Annotated in this window: 14 protein-coding genes; 5 read left to right on the forward strand and 9 right to left on the reverse strand. The window is 54.6% G+C overall.

What is annotated here, in order from left to right; translation table 11 throughout:
• The first annotated feature begins 73 nt into the window (after positions 1 to 73).
• Positions 74 to 1174 carry a tRNA (uridine(54)-C5)-methyltransferase TrmA gene (gene trmA / locus ACJ9Y9_RS23305; protein ID WP_028021375.1) on the forward strand — a complete coding sequence of 367 codons (1101 nt, stop codon included), beginning with the start codon at positions 74 to 76 and terminating at the stop codon, positions 1172 to 1174.
• Between the two features lie 55 nt (positions 1175 to 1229).
• Here the strand turns inward: trmA and ACJ9Y9_RS23310 are convergent, their stop codons facing one another.
• Complete coding sequence (locus ACJ9Y9_RS23310; RefSeq protein WP_028018087.1) at positions 1230 to 1589, reverse strand: YijD family membrane protein; 360 nt, start codon at positions 1587 to 1589, stop codon at positions 1230 to 1232.
• 9 nt (positions 1590 to 1598) lie between these two features.
• The gene (fabR, locus tag ACJ9Y9_RS23315; protein WP_028018088.1) at positions 1599 to 2237 is read right to left on the reverse strand and encodes an HTH-type transcriptional repressor FabR; all 639 of its coding nucleotides are present in this window, start codon (positions 2235 to 2237) and stop codon (positions 1599 to 1601) included.
• 196 nt (positions 2238 to 2433) lie between these two features.
• Here fabR and sthA point away from each other — a divergent pair, with 196 nt between their 5' ends.
• Entirely contained in the window at positions 2434 to 3834 is a 1401-nt protein-coding gene (gene sthA / locus ACJ9Y9_RS23320) for a Si-specific NAD(P)(+) transhydrogenase (RefSeq protein ID WP_028018089.1), read from the forward strand.
• On the opposite strand, the gene oxyR is transcribed toward sthA, so the two are convergent.
• The 4 genes from oxyR to argC form a co-directional block, all read right to left on the reverse strand.
• Positions 3808 to 4734, reverse strand: coding sequence for a DNA-binding transcriptional regulator OxyR (oxyR, locus tag ACJ9Y9_RS23325; protein ID WP_028018090.1), 927 nt, complete (start codon positions 4732 to 4734; stop codon positions 3808 to 3810). The genes sthA and oxyR overlap by 27 nt on opposite strands.
• 304 nt (positions 4735 to 5038) lie before the next feature.
• Positions 5039 to 6412: an argininosuccinate lyase gene (argH, locus tag ACJ9Y9_RS23330; protein ID WP_028018091.1), complete on the reverse strand. Its 1374-nt coding sequence runs from the start codon at positions 6410 to 6412 to the stop codon at positions 5039 to 5041.
• Between the two features lie 74 nt (positions 6413 to 6486).
• A complete protein-coding gene (gene argB / locus ACJ9Y9_RS23335; protein WP_108091191.1) occupies positions 6487 to 7263 on the reverse strand; it encodes an acetylglutamate kinase in 777 nt (258 codons plus the stop codon).
• Between the two features lie 6 nt (positions 7264 to 7269).
• Complete coding sequence (gene argC, locus ACJ9Y9_RS23340) at positions 7270 to 8274, reverse strand: N-acetyl-gamma-glutamyl-phosphate reductase (protein WP_028018093.1); 1005 nt, start codon at positions 8272 to 8274, stop codon at positions 7270 to 7272.
• Between the two features lie 88 nt (positions 8275 to 8362).
• Here argC and argE point away from each other — a divergent pair, with 88 nt between their 5' ends.
• From argE to ACJ9Y9_RS23355, 3 genes are all read left to right on the forward strand, one after another.
• Positions 8363 to 9514 carry an acetylornithine deacetylase gene (gene argE / locus ACJ9Y9_RS23345; RefSeq protein WP_028018094.1) on the forward strand — a complete coding sequence of 384 codons (1152 nt, stop codon included), beginning with the start codon at positions 8363 to 8365 and terminating at the stop codon, positions 9512 to 9514.
• A 246-nt stretch (positions 9515 to 9760) separates the two neighbouring features.
• Positions 9761 to 12412, forward strand: a complete 2652-nt coding sequence (gene ppc / locus ACJ9Y9_RS23350; RefSeq protein ID WP_028018095.1) for a phosphoenolpyruvate carboxylase — start codon at positions 9761 to 9763, stop codon at positions 12410 to 12412.
• Positions 12413 to 12466: 54 nt separating this feature from the next.
• Positions 12467 to 13315 (forward strand): AraC family transcriptional regulator, encoded by an 849-nt coding sequence (locus ACJ9Y9_RS23355; protein ID WP_028018096.1) that lies wholly within the window; start codon positions 12467 to 12469, stop codon positions 13313 to 13315.
• Here ACJ9Y9_RS23355 and ACJ9Y9_RS23360 read toward each other — a convergent pair.
• The 3 genes from ACJ9Y9_RS23360 to ACJ9Y9_RS23370 are packed head-to-tail and all read right to left on the reverse strand — an operon-like array spanning position 13302 to position 16796.
• A complete protein-coding gene (locus ACJ9Y9_RS23360) occupies positions 13302 to 13658 on the reverse strand; it encodes a PTS fructose-like transporter subunit IIB (RefSeq protein ID WP_028018097.1) in 357 nt (118 codons plus the stop codon). The genes ACJ9Y9_RS23355 and ACJ9Y9_RS23360 overlap by 14 nt on opposite strands.
• Positions 13659 to 13660: 2 nt before the next feature.
• The gene (locus ACJ9Y9_RS23365) at positions 13661 to 14536 is read right to left on the reverse strand and encodes a [formate-C-acetyltransferase]-activating enzyme (RefSeq protein ID WP_028018098.1); all 876 of its coding nucleotides are present in this window, start codon (positions 14534 to 14536) and stop codon (positions 13661 to 13663) included.
• The gene (locus tag ACJ9Y9_RS23370) at positions 14502 to 16796 is read right to left on the reverse strand and encodes a formate C-acetyltransferase (protein ID WP_028018099.1); all 2295 of its coding nucleotides are present in this window, start codon (positions 16794 to 16796) and stop codon (positions 14502 to 14504) included. The genes ACJ9Y9_RS23365 and ACJ9Y9_RS23370 overlap by 35 nt, the downstream gene beginning before the upstream one ends.
• Positions 16797 to 16814 lie beyond the last annotated feature (18 nt).

The raw sequence follows: 16814 nt of genomic DNA on the forward strand, positions 1-16814 counted from the left end.
AGCCATTAAATCTGGACATCCCCTGAACAATGCCTACAATCCCCGCGTAATTCTTTATCACTCAGGACGCATCATGACCCCAGAACACCTCCCGACAGAACAGTACGACGCGCAGCTGGCAGAGAAAGTTGTCCGCCTGCAAAGTATGATGACGCCTTTCAACGCGCCCGTTCCCGAGGTGTTCCGCTCTCCTGTCAGCCACTACCGCATGCGCGCCGAGTTCCGCATCTGGCACGACGGTGACGACCTGTACCACATCATTTTTGATCAGCAGACAAAATCCCGTATCCGCGTAGACAGTTTTCCGGCGGCGAGCGAGCTGATTAACCAGCTAATGACCCTCATTATGGACGGTGTGCGCACCAACCCAGTGCTGCGCAATAAGCTGTTCCAGATTGACTACCTGACTACCCAAAGTAACCAGGCGATTGTCTCTCTGCTGTATCACAAAGCGCTGAATGACGAGTGGCGCGAGCAGGCAGAAGCCCTGCGCGATGCGCTGCGCGCGCTGAACATCAATGTTCATCTGATTGGCCGTGCTACCAAAACCAAAATCATGCTGGATCAGGATTACATCGACGAGCGTCTGCCGGTGGCGGGTAAAGAGATGGTGTATCGTCAGGTAGAGAACAGCTTCACCCAGCCGAACGCCGCGATGAACGTGCAGATGCTTGAGTGGGCGCTGAAGGCGACGGAAGGATCGACGGGCGATCTGCTTGAGCTGTACTGCGGTAACGGCAACTTCTCGCTGGCGCTGGCGCGTAACTTCGAGCGCGTGCTGGCCACAGAAATCGCAAAACCATCGGTTGCTGCGGCACAGTACAACATCGCGGCTAATCATATCGACAACGTGCAGATCATTCGTATGGCCGCAGAAGAGTTCACGCAGGCCATGAACGGCGTACGCGAGTTTAATCGCCTGCAGGGCATTGATCTGAAGAGCTACCAGTGTGAGACGATTTTTGTCGATCCGCCGCGCAGTGGCCTGGACAGCGAAACCGAGAAGATGGTGCAGGCGTACCCGCGTATTTTGTACATCTCCTGTAATCCGGAGACGCTATGCAAGAACCTCGAAACATTCAGCCAGACGCACAAGGTTGAACGTCTGGCGCTGTTCGATCAGTTCCCGTATACGCACCATATGGAGTGTGGTGTACTGCTCACGGCGAAGTAATTATCTGGCGTTTTTGGCAGGTGGCGCTTCGCTCACCTGCCCTACAAATAATTCATTACTCTGGTAACTGGCTCTTACAGCTACGCATGCGCGAGCCAATCCAGAACACCAGCGCCACAGACAGTACCGCAGGGAAGAAGTTAGAGCCGATATCCGGATACTCGGCACGCACCACAGTGCTATACAGCAACACACCCAGAATAAAGCAGGCGGCAGCCAACCCCGGTAACCCGACCGGCATAGTGCGGTTCAGGTAACGTTGATGCAGACAGTAAACCGTCAGCACCAGTGCAATTAGCGGGAAAATCGAAAAAGGTACGATTGAGCTAAAAATAGCGGCAAACGTACCATTAATGGATAAGCCAGCGATCAATGCCAGCAACAGCGTCCCTTTATCCTGACCTGACTGTTTCATTACTCACCTTCACTCTTCGGTTTGATGTGCCAGTTTCTCTTGTTCACGGCGATACCAGTAGTACGCACCTTTAGAAATCATGCGAAGCTGTAATACCAGTCGCTCTTCGAGCTGCTTGCGTTGTTCAATGCTGATATCCAGCGCTTCGGCACCCGCGCTGAAAACAATCGTCACCATCGCCTCAGCCTGTGCTTCAGTAAACGCACGCGGCATATGGTTTTCGAGTTCAAGATAGTCGGCAAGTTCCGCGATGAAATGCTGAATTTCACGCGCGACGGCAGCACGAAACGCCGCAGAGGTTCCGGAACGCTCGCGCAGAAGCAGACGAAACGCGTTGGGGTTATTGCCAATAAATTCCATAAAGGTCGACACGGAGGTGCGGATCACGCTGCCGCCTTTTGCGATACGCTGACGCGCCTGGCGCATGAGCTGGCGCAGCATCAGACCACTTTCGTCGACCATGGTCAGACCCAGTTCATCCACATCACGGAAGTGACGATAGAAGGACGTTGGCGCAATCCCGGCCTCGCGCGCAACTTCACGCAGGCTCAAACTGGCAAAACTACGCTCGGCACTCAGTTGACTGAATGCGGCTTCCACCAGCGAACGCCGGGTTTTCTCTTTTTGTTGTGCTCTTACGCCCATCACGATAGTTGAATCCTTCCAAAGGCCTGATGGCACTATACCAGAGAATAAAATTAATCTGTTTGCCTGGCTTTGTGAATGATTGTTTACGCGCGGTTTGTGCTTCACTGCCCGAAAAAAGCACAACGATAATTGGGTTACTCTGGCAATGATGTTATGATTCTGTTGCTTTTATGTATAAGAACAGGTAAGCCTTGCCATGCCACATTCCTACGATTACGACGCAATAGTTATTGGTTCCGGCCCCGGCGGCGAAGGTGCTGCTATGGGTCTGGTGAAACAGGGAGCCCGAGTAGCGGTCATTGAGCGCTACCATAATGTTGGCGGCGGTTGCACCCACTGGGGCACCATCCCTTCGAAAGCCCTCCGCCACGCCGTTAGCCGCATTATCGAATTTAACCAGAACCCTCTCTACAGCGACCACTCCCGACTTCTTCGTTCATCCTTTGCCGACATCCTGAATCACGCGGATACCGTCATTAACCAGCAGACACGTATGCGTCAGGGGTTTTATGAGCGTAACCACTGTGAAATTTTGCAGGGTAACGCGCATTTTGTTGATGAGCACACCCTGGCGCTCGAATGCCACGACGGTTCGGTTGAAACCATCACCGCTGAAAAATTCGTTATTGCCTGCGGCTCACGCCCGTACCACCCGGCCGATGTAGATTTCTCGCACCCACGCATCTACGACAGTGACTCCATCCTCAGCCTGCACCACGAACCACGCCACGTGATTATCTATGGCGCTGGGGTGATTGGCTGCGAATATGCGTCGATCTTCCGGGGCATGGAGGTCAAAGTTGACCTGATCAACACCCGCGATCGCCTGCTGGCCTTCCTCGACCAGGAGATGTCGGATTCCCTCTCGTATCACTTCTGGAACAGCGGTGTCGTCATTCGCCACAACGAAGAGTACGAGAAAATCGAAGGCTGCGATGACGGTGTGATCATGCACCTGAAATCTGGCAAGAAGCTGAAAGCCGACTGCCTGCTGTATGCCAACGGCCGTACCGGTAACACCGATTCACTGGCGCTGGAAAACATTGGTCTGGAAACCGACAGCCGTGGTCAGTTGAAGGTCAACAGTATGTACCAGACCGCCCTGCCGCACGTTTATGCAGTCGGGGATGTTATTGGCTATCCAAGTCTCGCGTCAGCAGCCTACGACCAGGGACGCATTGCGGCTCAGGCGCTGGTGAAAGGCGAAGCAACGGCGCATCTGATTGAAGATATTCCGACAGGGATTTACACCATCCCGGAAATTAGCTCAGTCGGGAAAACCGAACAGCAACTGACGGCTATGAAAGTGCCTTACGAGGTGGGTCGTGCGCAGTTTAAACATCTGGCGCGCGCGCAAATCGTAGGTATGAGTGTGGGAACGCTGAAGATTCTGTTCCATCGCGAGACGAAAGAGATCCTCGGTATTCACTGCTTTGGTGAACGCGCGGCGGAAATCATTCATATCGGCCAGGCGATAATGGAGCAAAAAGGGGGTGGTAACACCATCGAGTACTTCGTTAACACCACCTTTAACTACCCGACCATGGCAGAAGCCTATCGGGTAGCGGCACTAAACGGTCTGAACCGCCTGTTTTAACGCGCTGTCAAAATGGCCATCCATTGAACTCCGGATGGCCTCTGCCAGCTGCTCATAGCGGCTGCGCAGCGGCGAACCCGGGCGATATACCAGGCCAATCGTACGGCGCGGCTCTGGCTTAATGCACGGCAGGTACACCACGCCATCTCGCGTGCGTTCACGAGGTACGGCCAGCGCAGGCAGCAGTGTAATACCACTTCCCGCAGCCACCATATTACGCAGCGTTTCCAGGCTGGTTGCGCGGAAATGGGTATCTTCATCAGCACCCGCTTCAAAGCAAAAACCCATCGCCTGATCGCGCAGGCAGTGGCCATCTTCCAGCATCAGCAGCTTCTCGCCGGCCAGATCGGCCATCGGCACGCGATCGCGGTTCGCCCACGGGTGATCTTGATAGATCGCCAGCATCATCGGCTCATCAAACAGCGGCACCTCAATAAAGGCTTCGCTCTCTTTGACCAGCGCCAGAATGGCACAGTCGAGCTTACCGCTATCTAACTGCGCCAGCAGCTGATGGGTCTGCGCTTCATGCAGGTACATTTCAAGTTTCGGGAACGTCTGGTGCAGCATCGGAATGATGTGCGGTAACAGGTACGGGCCAACGGTTGGGATCAGGCCAATATGCAGTGGGCCTGACATCGTTTCCCCCTGCTGGCTTGCCATTTCCTTGAGCACTTTGACCTCGCGCAGCACGGTGCGCGCCTGATCAACCAGCAAAAGACCTGCCTGGGTGAACAGTACCTTACGACTGGTGCGCTCCAGCAGCATCACACCCAGTTCATCCTCCAGCTTGCGGATCTGACCGCTCAGTGTAGGCTGGCTGACGTGGCAGGAATCTGCCGCGCGGCGAAAATGACGGTGCTCGGCTAACGCTACCAGGTATTCAAGATCACGAATATTCATTATTCATCCTCCGTCGCCACGATAGTTCATGGCGATAGATAGCATAGCAACGAACGATTATCCCTATCAAGCATTCTGTTGAATAATACACCACATAGACGAGGCGGCACGTGTTTGACCCAAAACGACCCCGCTCCGTCAGCGAGTTTCTCTCAAAACTCGAACAACTAAAGCCAACGTGAACTTTTGCGGACCCCGTGGTCCGCTTTTTTTTTGCGTAAAAAAGCCTGGCGTTAAGCCAGGCTCCGTTTTTCTCCCACTCCCCGTGGGAGAGGGCCGGGGTGAGGGCACCCGCCCGCACAGTTTAAACTAAGCGGTTTTTCGCATCCGCAATCGCCTGCGCGACCTGCTTAGGTGACACGCCGCCTTTCGCCGCACGCTTATCCAGGCAAGACTGTAATGCCAGAATCGGATAAACATCATCCCCGATAACCGCGCTGAACTTCTGCAGCTCGGCAAGCGCCAGATCTTCCAGCGGTTTACCCTGGCGAATCGCTTCCACTACCGCTTCGCCCACAATATGGTGCGCTTCACGGAACGGTACGCCTTTCGCAACGAGGTAATCCGCCAGCTCAGTGGAGTTTGCATACCCCTGCTGCGCCGCTTCCTGGCAACGCGGGCGTTTCACCTGAATACCATCCAGCACCAGTGCGCCCATATGCAGACAGTCCAGCCAGGTGTCGAGCGCGTCGAACAGCCCTTCTTTGTCTTCCTGCATATCTTTGTTATACGCCAGCGGCAGCCCTTTCAGGGTCATCATCATGCCGGTCAGCGCGCCCTGGACGCGGCCACACTTGCCGCGGATAAGCTCCAGCGCATCCGGGTTTTTCTTCTGCGGCATCAGGGAAGAACCTGAAGTCACACGGTCAGACAACTCGACAAACCCGGCCTCACCGGAGTTGAAGAAGATCAGGTCTTCTGCGAAACGCGACAGGTGAACCATGCCGATAGAAGCATTTGAGAGCAGTTCCAGCACGTGGTCACGGTCAGACACGCTGTCCAGGCTGTTACGGGTGGCAGAGGCAAAGCCCAACCAGCCTGCCAGCTGTTCACGGTCAATTTCATACGCCGTACCGGCCAGCGCGCCGCTACCCAGCGGACTCACGTCCAGACGTTTCAGAGTATCCTGCAGACGGCTTTCATCACGCGCCAACATCTCGACATAGGCCAGGCACCAGTGCGCAAACGTCACTGGCTGCGCACGCTGCAGATGGGTGTAACCCGGCATGACCGCGTCCTGGTTATTCTGAGCGGTTTCCACCAGCGCACTCTGCAGTTGACGGTTAGCGGCCAGCAGTTCGCCAACGGTATCTTTACACCACAGCTTCAGATCGGTTGCGACCTGGTCGTTACGGCTACGGCCAGTGTGCAGCTTCTTACCCAACTGACCGACTTTATCGATCAGTTTGCCTTCTACCCAGCTGTGAATGTCTTCGGCGTCGCTCTGGAGGATTTGCTCCGGGTTCAGGCGCACTTCCTCCAGCAGATTATTCAGTGCCTCTTCCAGCTGCTGCTGTTCCTCTGCGGTCAGTACGCCAACTGTCACCAGCGCTTTGGACCAGGCCACAGAGCCGACAATATCCTGTTCGGCCAGGCGGTAGTCGAAGCGCAAAGAGTCGTTGAACTGTTTGAACCGCTGATCCGCTGCCTGTGTAAAACGCCCACCCCAAAGTGCCATAACATCGTTCCTTTATTCGTTAGTTCCGCCGGGTGGCGCTACGCTTACCCGGCCTACGGTCATTCAATAAAAACTTACGCTAAAATACGCGTGCCAATCGGCGTGCCGTTAAACAGCGCCGGGAGTTGCTCCGCGTGACGCCAGGAGGCGATATCTACCGGGCGACCGAGCGTGCGCGCGGCATCCAGTGCAGCGTTCACTTTGACGATCATACCGTCGGTAATAATGCCCTGCGCAATCAGCTGCTCGGCTTTCGCCGCCGTCATTTCCGCAATGCGCTGACCTTTGCCGTCCAGAATACCGCTCACATCAGAGAGCAGGATCAGGTCTGCGCCCAGCGTTGCCGCCAGTGCCGTTGCCGCCTGGTCCGCGTTCACGTTCATCAGCTCGCCCTCTTCGGTGACACCGATAGAACTGACCACCGGCAGGAAACCACCGTCCAGCAGCGTGTTAATCAGCTTAGGCGAACCTGGCTGCGCCAGTCCAACATGACCGAGTTCTTCGTCGAGCTGAGTCACTTTTACGCTATCGCCATCGCCCAGGTAGAGGCCAACGGAAGCAATATGGTGTTTCTTCGCCCATGCCAGTAGCGTTTTGTTCGCCGTCCCCGCCAGCGCACCGGTGATGATGTCAATCTGATCGGCAGGCGTAACGCGCAGACCATTTTTCTTTTTCACCGGCAGATTGAGCCCTTTCATCAGCTCATCCACCACGCAGCCGCCACCGTGAACAATCACCAGCGGACGTTGGTGTGATTCGCGATAGTTAACCAGCGCGGTAAAAAGACGCTCCAGCGCTTCTTCGCTGTCCAGCAGTACACCACCGAGTTTGATAATTAATGGGTTCATCATCACACCTTAAATAAGAGCCTGCGTTTCAGGGAAGCCGAAACGAATATTTGCGCACTGCATTGCCTGAGCGGCAGCGCCTTTGAGTAAGTTATCTTCTGCGGCGACCACAATCAGGTGTTCGCCCTGCACGGCAAAGCCGATATCGCAGAACGGCAGACCGACCACGTTTTTCAGCGCCGGCACGCCTTTATCGTACAAACGCACCAGCGGTTTATCCGCGTATGCCTGAGTGAAGACCTCGTTCACCTGTTCTTTGGTTACGCCCGGTTTCAGGCGGCAGGTAATAGTTTCGAGGATCCCACGCGGGAAGCTGCCCAGGTGCGGGGTGAAAATAACCTCCGCGCCCAGATGGGTAGTAATTTCAGGGTGATGACGGTGATTAAACACGCCATACGGCTGAAGGCTCACTTCGCAGAAGCTGTTGGAGATAGCGGCCTTGCGCCCTGCACCGCTCACGCCGCTGGTGGCGTTGATCACCGGCCACTGGTTCAGATCCAGCAGGCCCGCGTCGATCAAAGGCTTAAGAGAAAGCTGCGCCGCCGTTGGATAGCAGCCCGGGACAGCAATCAGATCCGCTTCTTTCAGTTTGTCTGCGCTCCACTCCGCCAGGCCGTACACCGCTTTTTCAAGCAGATCCGGGTGCTGATGGGTAAAACCGTAATATTTTTCATAGAACGCGCCATCGTTAACACGGAACGCGCCAGAGAGGTCGAACACCACACAACCGGCCGCCAGAAATTGCGGTGCCAGGTCGTGGCTGACTTCGTGCGCAGTGGCCAAAAACACCACGTCGAAGCCTTCGGTGAACTCACTGATGTCAGACATTGGCTGCAACGGCAGATCAACAATGCCCTTAAGTTGCGGATGCAAATCAGAAATTAACTTTCCTGCATCATTGCTTTGCGCTGACACGGTCAAAGCGGTTATGGTCATATGTGGATGGCGATTCACGTAGCTTACAAGCTCTGCGCCCGCATAACCGCTAGCGCCTACAATCAGCGTATTCAACATCGGGTTCCTTTATGCTCAACGTTAATGTATTTTTATTCACATTTATTGCATGAATATTGATACTATCACGACCTAAGGTGTGTCAACAATGAAAATGAACTTACCGCCATTTATCGAGATCTACCGCGCCCTGATTGCCACACCGTCCATCAGTGCAACCGAAGAAGCGCTGGATCAGAGCAATGAGTCTTTAATCAATCTGCTGGCGGGTTGGTTTAGCGATCTTGGGTTTAACGTTGAGGTTCAGCCCGTCCCCGGAACCCGCCACAAATTTAACCTGCTCGCCAGCACCGGAACCGGTGCGGGCGGCCTGCTGCTGGCCGGTCATACTGACACCGTACCGTTTGACGACGGCCGCTGGACGCGCGATCCGTTCACCCTGACCGAACATGACAACAAGCTCTACGGTCTGGGCACCGCCGACATGAAAGGATTCTTCGCCTTTATCCTCGACGCGCTGCGTGACGTCGACGTGACGAAACTGAAGAAACCGCTCTACATTCTGGCGACCGCCGATGAAGAAACCAGCATGGCGGGCGCTCGCTACTTCTCTGAAAACACGTCGATTCGCCCGGATTGCGCGATCATCGGCGAGCCAACGTCTCTGCAACCGATTCGCGCGCACAAAGGCCATATCTCGACGGCAGTGCGCGTGCTGGGCCAGTCCGGCCACTCCAGCGACCCGGCGCGCGGCGTGAATGCCATTGAGCTGATGCACGATGCCATCGGCCACATCATGCAGCTGCGTGATTCCCTGAAAGAGCGCTATCACCATGATTCGTTCACCGTTCCTTATCCGACGCTGAACCTCGGCAGCCTTCACGGCGGCGATGCCTCCAACCGTATCTGCGCCTGTTGCGAGCTGCACATGGATATCCGCCCGCTGCCGGGTATGACGCTGAGCGATCTGAACGGATTACTGACAGAAGCTTTGGCACCGGTGAGTGAACGCTGGCCTGGTCGTCTGACGGTTTCCGATCTTCATCCGCCAATTCCGGGCTATGAGTGCCCGCCGGATCACCAGTTGGTCGACGTGGTGGAAAAACTGCTTGGCGAGAAAACCGATGTGGTGAACTACTGCACCGAAGCGCCGTTTATTCAAACGCTCTGCCCGACGCTGGTCCTTGGCCCTGGCTCCATCAACCAGGCCCACCAGCCGGATGAGTATCTGGAAACTCGCTTTATCAAGCCAACCCGCGAACTGATTACTCAGGTTGTGCATCACTTCTGCTGGCATTAATGACCTTTCCCCTCTCATCTGAGAGGGGAAAATCTCGCGATCTCCGTCACATTCCCATAAGCATCACTTATCTGACGCGAAGCGAATTAAATTTCGTAAATTACCCACATTTATTCGTTTGCTGAACCGTTTTCGCAGCAATTGACGACGGGGGTTTTACGTGGCTTTATAAAGGGAGATGACAAAATAATGTCCAGAAGATTTTCGACTGGGCATAAACAAAAATGATGGGGTGACTGGGTTTTTATGAACGAACAATATTCCGCGTTGCGTAGTAATGTCAGTATGCTCGGCAAAGTGCTTGGAGATACCATCAAAGATGCGTTGGGGGAGAACATCCTCGACCGTGTTGAAACCATCCGCAAGCTATCGAAATCTTCTCGTGCAGGTAATGAGGCCAATCGTCAGGAGCTGCTAACCACCTTGCAGAACCTTTCTAACGATGAGCTGTTACCCGTTGCACGCGCATTCAGCCAGTTCCTGAACCTGGCAAACACCGCTGAGCAATACCACAGCATTTCGCCAAATGGCGAAGCTGCCAGCAACCCGGAAGTCATTGCCCGTACGCTTCGTAAACTCAAAGATCAGCCAGGCCTCAATGAAGACACCATCAAAAAAGCGGTGGAGTCCCTTTCGCTCGAACTGGTACTGACCGCGCACCCAACCGAAATCACCCGTCGTACCCTGATCCACAAAATGGTGGAAGTGAACAACTGCCTGAAGCAGTTGGATAACAAAGACATCGCTGACTACGAGCGCAACCAGCTGATGCGCCGCCTGCGCCAGCTGATTGCCCAATCCTGGCACACCGATGAAATTCGTAAGCATCGCCCAAGCCCGGTTGACGAAGCCAAATGGGGCTTTGCGGTGGTAGAAAACAGCCTGTGGGAAGGGGTTCCGAACTACCTGCGCGAACTGAACGAACAGCTGGAAGAGAACCTGGGTTACCGCCTGCCGGTGGATTTTGTGCCAGTGCGCTTCACCTCCTGGATGGGCGGAGACCGCGACGGCAACCCGAACGTGACCGCAGAGATCACCCGTCATGTCCTGTTGCTGAGCCGCTGGAAGGCTACCGACCTGTTCCTGAAAGACATTCAGGTGCTGATCTCCGAACTGTCGATGGTTGAAGCAACACCGGAACTGCGCGAGCTGGCTGGTGAAGAAGGTGCCAGCGAGCCGTATCGTTTCCTGATGAAAAAACTGCGCAGTCAACTGATGGCTACTCAGGCCTGGCTGGAAGCACGACTTAAAGGCCAGCGCCTGCCAAAACCCGAAGGTCTTCTGAGCCAGAACGAACAGCTCTGGGAGCCCCTGTACGCCTGTTATAAATCTCTGCAGGCCTGTGGGATGGGCATCATCGCGAACGGTGAGTTGCTTGATACCCTGCGCCGCGTGAAGTGTTTTGGCGTACCGCTGGTGCGTATCGATGTGCGTCAGGAGAGCACCCGTCATACCGAAGCCCTGGGCGAACTGACCCGCTATCTCGGCATCGGCGATTATGAAAGCTGGTCCGAAGCCGACAAGCAGGCCTTCCTGATCCGCGAACTGAACTCCAAACGTCCTTTGCTGCCTCGCAACTGGGAACCAAGCAACGACACCCGCGAAGTTCTCAACACCTGTAAAGCGATCGTTGATGCGCCGAAAGGATCGGTGGCGGCCTATGTGATCTCCATGGCGAAAACGCCGTCCGACGTGCTGGCCGTTCATCTCCTGCTGAAAGAAGCCGGTATCGACTACGCCCTGCCGGTCGCGCCGCTGTTTGAAACCCTCGATGACCTGAACAATGCCAATGATGTCATGACCCAGTTGCTGAACATCGACTGGTATCGTGGCTTTATTCAGGGCAAACAGATGGTCATGATTGGCTATTCTGACTCCGCAAAAGATGCGGGCGTAATGGCAGCATCATGGGCCCAGTACCAGGCGCAAGATGCACTGATTAAAACCTGTGAGAAAGCCGGTATTGAGCTGACCCTGTTCCACGGACGCGGCGGTTCCATTGGCCGTGGCGGTGCACCTGCTCATGCCGCACTGCTGTCACAACCGCCGGGAAGTCTGAAAGGCGGCCTGCGCGTGACCGAACAGGGCGAGATGATCCGCTTCAAGTACGGTCTGCCAGAAGTCACCATCAGCAGCCTGTCGCTTTACACCAGCGCTATTCTGGAAGCGAACTTGCTACCGCCGCCGGAGCCAAAAGCGTCCTGGTGTCATATTATGGACGAGCTGTCAGATATCTCCTGCGATCTGTACCGCGGCTACGTGCGTGAAAACAAAGACTTCGTACCTTACTTCCGTTCAGCGACGCCTGAGCAGGAACTGGGTAAACTGCCGCTGGGCTCACGTCCTGCGAAGCGTCGCCCAACCGGTGGCGTAGAATCCCTGCGTGCTATCCCGTGGATCTTCGCCTGGACGCAGAACCGTTTGATGCTGCCAGCCTGGCTGGGTGCCGGTGCCGCGCTGCAGAAAGTGGTAGAAGATGGCAAACAGAGCGAGCTGGAAGCTATGTGTCGCGACTGGCCATTCTTCTCAACCCGCCTGGGTATGCTGGAGATGGTCTTCTCGAAAGCTGACCTGTGGCTGGCGGAATACTACGATCAGCGCCTGGTGAAACCTGAGCTGTGGGCACTGGGTAAAGAGCTGCGCGAACTGCTGGAAGGTGACATCAAAGTGGTGCTGGATATCGCCAACGACTCCCACCTGATGGCGGACCTGCCGTGGATTGCCGAGTCTATTCAGCTGCGTAACATCTATACCGACCCGTTGAACGTCCTGCAGGCAGAACTGCTGCACCGTTCGCGTCTGGCGGAAGAAGAAGGTAAAGAGCCGGATCCACGCGTTGAACAGGCGCTGATGGTGACGATTGCAGGCGTTGCGGCAGGTATGCGTAACACCGGCTAATGCTTTATGCCCGGCAGCGCTGCGCTTGCCGGGCAATACCTCGGTATTCACATCATGCACCACGATATCACCCACATCCTGACTGACCTGATAAACGGCACGTTGCCGCTACGTCAGGTGCATTTTGCAAACTCAACATCCTCCGTTCCCGCACTTGCCTTGCAGGTCGATTTTCCTCGTCTGGAGATCGTGCTCGAAGGTTCGGTGAAAGACCTGGCTGCTTCCGTTTTACAGCAGGGTGATGTTTTATACGTTCCTGCTGGCGGCTGGAATGATCCGCAATGGCAAAAGCCCGCGACGACGTTGAGCATTCTGTTTGGCAAACAACAACTTGGGTTTAGCCTCCTGCACTGGGATGGCGTTGAAGTCCGTAACCTGGCAAAACGGCATGTTGCCCGCAGAGGTCCTCGTATTGGCTCATTCCTGCTACAAACGCTCCATGAAATGCAGATGCAGCCGCATGAGCAGCAAACCGCGCGGCTGATTATCGCCAGCCTGCTTAGCCACTGCGTCGACCTGCTGGGCAGCCAGATCCAAACCGCCTCGCGTAGTCAGGCTCTGTTTGAAGCGATTCGGGTCTATATTGACGAGCACTACGCCGCGCCGCTAACCCGTGAATCCGTGGCGCAGGCGTTTTACATCTCCCCCAACTATCTGTCGCATCTCTTCCAGAAAACAGGTGCAGTGGGTTTCAATGAATACCTGACGCATACCCGGCTGGAACACGCGCGTCAGTTGCTGAAAGGGTATGATTTAAAAGTGAAAGAGGTGGCACATGCCTGCGGGTTTGTTGACAGTAACTATTTCTGCCGGTTGTTCCGTAAAAACACAGAGCGATCCCCGTCAGAATACCGTCGCCAGTATCACAGCCAGCTAACAGGGAAAGTGGCTAGTCCAGAATGAGCTGAGTATGCTGCGGTGCGGAAAACATTTTACGCACCGCTCCCATCACCCTTTGCGGGTCACGTAAAAAGGCGTTAATCCCGCACTTCACGTAGCGGGTATGTTCGAAGCGTTCACTGCCAGCCAGTTCGATATCCGCGATCAGTAGAACAACATCGGCGCGACGAATATCGTCATCTGTGAGCTCGTTTTCAACGCCCAGAGCTCCCTGCGTCTCAATGTGAACGCTCCACTTCTCATGCAGGCAGAGTTTTTCAAGCCTTTCGGCTGCCATATAGGTATGTGCAACGCCACTGACACAAGCGGTCACCGCCACCAGGTGACGTTCCGTTATCACTGCCATACTTAACCTCCTACGGTGACATGGAAACCTTCGCGCTCAGCCATTTGACGCATCGCCGCAACCTCACTTTCTGTTGGCGGAACCACTTGCCGCATCCCCCACTCCTGACCAAGGAGACGATACTTTGGTTCCCCGTACTGATGGAACGGCAGTAAATGCAATTGCCGTATTCCAGAAGGTAACAGAAACGCCAGCACGCGAGCCATGTTCGTTTCATTGAGCGTAAAACCCGGAATAAGCGGCACGCGAGGGATCACATTTACTCCGTCTGCCACCAGTTGCATAAAATTATCGAGCACTCTGGGCAGATTCATTGCTACCACTGAACGCGCCAGCTCCGTATCCATTATTTTCAAATCAAACAGCACTTCATCACACTGGTGCGCCAGTGGCAGTAAGCGAGATAAAGGCGCATCTCCTGCCGTTTCGATGGCTGTATGCACGCCATATCGACGCAGCCTCTGCAAAAGCAGTGTCGCAAAAGGTGCCTGCATCAACACTTCCCCTCCGGAGAGGGTGACGCCACCCCCCGAAGAACGGAAGAACACATCGTCTTTCATTACCTCACGTTCGAGCACATCGAGCGTAACGTCTCTTCCAATATGCTCGAACGCGCCAGAAGGGCACTCATTAGCATCCCGCAGACAGGGGCTACAGTGCAAACATTTGCTCACGCGGCGCACTGTCTCGATTTTCGGTGAGATCGACTCAGGATTAGCACACCAGGGGCAGCGGTGAGGACAACCTTTAAAAAACACTACCGTACGAATGCCACGCCCATCATTCAACGAATAGCGCTGAATGTTGAAAATACGCGCCGCATTGGCGCGCGTTTCAACCTCGTCACAGCTGATGTGCTGTGCGACGGATAATGTCATCCTGGATCTCCTTCGATAACTCAACAAAGAAGGCGCTGTATCCGGCAACCCGGACGACCAACCCGGCAAAATCCTGTGGGCGCTGCTGTGCTTCGCGTAGCGTGTCCGCGTTAACGACGTTGAACTGGATATGCTGCAGTTTAAGCTGGGTGAACGCGCGCAGAAAATCCGCCAGCTTTTGCAGCCCGGTATCGCCTTCCAGCGTCGCAGGCGTGAATTTAACGTTCAGAAGTGTACCGTTAGATAATAAATAGTTATCCAGCTTACTCACCGATTTCAGTACCGCCGTCGGGCCCTGCATATCTTGCCCGAGCATAGGAGAGAGCCCACCGTCTGCCAGCTGCTCACCTGCCAAGCGACCATCCGGTGTGGCACCCACGACTGCGCCCAGCGGTACGTGTGCCGACACGGTATATGAACCGGGGGTAAATTGCCCACCACGCGGGTTGCGGTATTTTTCGACCTCTTTACAGTAATGGCGCAGCAATTCAGCGCTGATATTGTCGACATCATCAATATCATTGCCGTATTTTTCGAAGCGGTTGATCAGCCTTGCACGCACTTTCTCGCCTTCAGGGGTGGCAAAATTGGCTTTTAACACGGCTAATAGCTCATCAAAACTTAAGCGTTGCTGTTCAAAAACCAGCCCTTTCAGAGCATGCAATGAGTCACTCAAATTCGCTATCCCTATCCCCTGCACGCCAGAGAAGTTATAGCGTGCACCGCCGTCGGTAATATCTCTCCCCGTAACCAGGCAATCACTGATAAACGAAGAGAGAAGCGGCACGGGCGCCCAGTCGCGGTGGCCGATATCGCAGATATTGCTCCCCTCGACCATCAGCGCAATGTAGTGATTAATTTTGGCGCGAATATGCCTCAGCAACTCTTCATAACTGAGATCCGCATTACCTTCGTTCTCCTGCATCGCGATTTCCATGACTTTCAGCAGGTTAAACATCGCGATATCGTGAAGGCCGTAGGTTTTACCCGGAATGGATAGTTCAACGCAGCCGACAACAGCGTAATCACGTGCATCTTCAAGTGACACACCACGATTCAGGAAAGCTGGCACCACCACTTCATCGTTAAATATCTGCGGAATACCGGTTCCCAGACGGATCGTCTCTGCAGTTTTGAGCAGGAAAGGTCGGTCAATAAGTTCGTTCACTCGCACGCCAAGGTTGGGCTGCGGAAGCTGAACGCTCTGGTAGGCATCCAGGCACAGGAAGGAAAGCACATTCACCGCACTGCGACCACTCTCCGTCAGGCCGCCCAGCAGTGCAGTATATCCCGTCGGAAATCCGGCAAAATAACGTGCGCTGCTGGTCGAACGTAATAACACCACGTCATTGCACTTCACCCACAGTGATTCCAGAAGTTCTTTCAGAAACGAAGGATCGTCACCTTGCGAGAGCGAAGCCTGATAAAACGGCAACATATACTGATCAAAGCGCCCGATGGAGAGCGAGCTGGCGTTAGATTCGTACTGTAAAATAACGTTCATGTACCAGAATAGCTGACACGCCTGCCAGAACGTTTGCGGTTTATGCTGAGCGTTATGACGAGAGTTTTCCGCAATCTTGAGTAATTCCTCGCGTCGAGAGCCATGGCTGATGGCAGCGACGTCTTCAGCCAGCACTGCATAGCGCAGAATGTGGCGCTGCGAGGCTTCAAGCAGAATCAGCGCCGCGGCATAGAAGGTGTTCTCCGTATCGCGGGTGCAGTGTTCACGCATTTCCTCTACCAGCGCACCCAGACCATTATTCAGCAGGCGTGGGTAATCAATGATGATATGCCCCTGCCCTTTATCCGTCTGATTGACGCTAAAAATCTGTGTCCCCACGGCGGCTTTCACTTCATCCGTCATCTGGCTGTTGATGAAATCTTTCATCGACCGTTTTTCCCACCAGGGATACAGCACTTCACGGTAGATCCGCTTATCCTCGTCGCTAATGTCGAAGCGATCCTGGGGTCGTGTGGCAAACTGATCCAACTCCTTAAGCAGCCAGTACGGGTCCATCTCAGGGGACATAATCCCTGCGCGCGGTTTAACGGTGCGGTTTCCGGCAATCAGTTCCTCATCACGAATCGCGATATTCACATGGTCGAGAATGTACGCCGTGGCTTTCGCGCGCCTGAGCATAACCGGCTCGCCTTCCGTCTGCTGATAACTGGCGGTATAGAGCAAAGCACGCTCAAGTGAGATTTCGCGCGGGTTAGCAAAGAGTGCGTCTTTCAGACGCTGGGTACGATTCGTCATGAGGTAACTCCTGTAACG

It is taken from the genome of Enterobacter sp. CPE_E1241, from assembly GCF_045618265.1.
Classification (GTDB): Bacteria; Pseudomonadota; Gammaproteobacteria; order Enterobacterales; family Enterobacteriaceae; genus Enterobacter; species Enterobacter adelaidei.

Excerpts from the sequence above, each read along its gene's own strand:
- trmA (WP_028021375.1), top strand. The coding sequence starts at position 74 with ATGACCCCAGAACACCTCCCGACAGAACAGTACGACGCGCAGCTGGCA.
- ACJ9Y9_RS23310 (WP_028018087.1), bottom strand. The coding sequence starts at position 1,589 with ATGAAACAGTCAGGTCAGGATAAAGGGACGCTGTTGCTGGCATTGATC.
- sthA (WP_028018089.1), top strand. The coding sequence starts at position 2,434 with ATGCCACATTCCTACGATTACGACGCAATAGTTATTGGTTCCGGCCCC.
- oxyR (WP_028018090.1), bottom strand. The coding sequence starts at position 4,734 with ATGAATATTCGTGATCTTGAATACCTGGTAGCGTTAGCCGAGCACCGT.
- argH (WP_028018091.1), bottom strand. The coding sequence starts at position 6,412 with ATGGCACTTTGGGGTGGGCGTTTTACACAGGCAGCGGATCAGCGGTTC.
- argB (WP_108091191.1), bottom strand. The coding sequence starts at position 7,263 with ATGATGAACCCATTAATTATCAAACTCGGTGGTGTACTGCTGGACAGC.
- argC (WP_028018093.1), bottom strand. The coding sequence starts at position 8,274 with ATGTTGAATACGCTGATTGTAGGCGCTAGCGGTTATGCGGGCGCAGAG.
- argE (WP_028018094.1), top strand. The coding sequence starts at position 8,363 with ATGAAAATGAACTTACCGCCATTTATCGAGATCTACCGCGCCCTGATT.
- ppc (WP_028018095.1), top strand. The coding sequence starts at position 9,761 with ATGAACGAACAATATTCCGCGTTGCGTAGTAATGTCAGTATGCTCGGC.
- ACJ9Y9_RS23355 (WP_028018096.1), top strand. The coding sequence starts at position 12,467 with ATGCACCACGATATCACCCACATCCTGACTGACCTGATAAACGGCACG.
- ACJ9Y9_RS23360 (WP_028018097.1), bottom strand. The coding sequence starts at position 13,658 with ATGGCAGTGATAACGGAACGTCACCTGGTGGCGGTGACCGCTTGTGTC.
- ACJ9Y9_RS23365 (WP_028018098.1), bottom strand. The coding sequence starts at position 14,536 with ATGACATTATCCGTCGCACAGCACATCAGCTGTGACGAGGTTGAAACG.
- ACJ9Y9_RS23370 (WP_028018099.1), bottom strand. The coding sequence starts at position 16,796 with ATGACGAATCGTACCCAGCGTCTGAAAGACGCACTCTTTGCTAACCCG.